Raw genomic sequence first — 602 nt, 5'->3', positions numbered from 1 at the left:
CTGAAGGCCGACGGCGCGATGACGGTTCTGCTCAAGGACGCCATGCAGCCCAATCTGGTGCAGACGCTGGAGAACAACCCGGCCTTCGTGCATGGCGGCCCGTTCGCCAACATCGCCCATGGCTGCAACTCGGTCGTCGCCACCAAGACGGCGCTGAAGCTGAACGACTACGTGGTGACGGAAGCCGGCTTCGGGGCCGATCTCGGCGCCGAGAAGTTCATGAACATCAAGTGCCGCAAGGCCGGTCTCGCCCCGGCGGCGATCGTCATCGTCGCCACCATCCGTGCGATGAAGATGAATGGCGGCGTCAAGAAGCAGGATCTGGCGGCCGAGAACGTGCAGGCGGTCAAGGACGGCTGCGCCAATCTCGGCCGGCACATCGAGAACATCAAGGGTTTCGGCGTTCCCGCGGTGGTGGCGATCAATCACTTTGCCGGCGACACCGAGGCCGAGATCCAAGCCTGCAAGGACTATGTGACGAGCCAGGGCTCGGAGGCGATCCTGTGCAAGCACTGGGCCGAGGGCTCGAAGGGGATCCAGGAACTGGCGACGCGGGTGGCAGAGATCGCCGACAGCGGCGTGGCGCAGTTCCAGATGCTGTA

Annotated in this window: 1 protein-coding gene; it reads left to right on the top strand. The window is 64.3% G+C overall.

The features are described from left to right. The coding region (locus tag VQ045_RS21870) for a formate--tetrahydrofolate ligase (protein ID WP_331831631.1) at positions 1–602 on the top strand (602 nt) is incomplete at both ends.

Source organism: Aurantimonas sp. E1-2-R+4 (assembly GCF_036549515.1).
Taxonomy (GTDB): Bacteria; Pseudomonadota; Alphaproteobacteria; order Rhizobiales; family Rhizobiaceae; genus Aurantimonas; species Aurantimonas coralicida_A.
The sequence above is the reverse complement of the archived record's forward strand: the minus strand, read 5'-3'. Positions and strand labels throughout refer to the sequence as shown.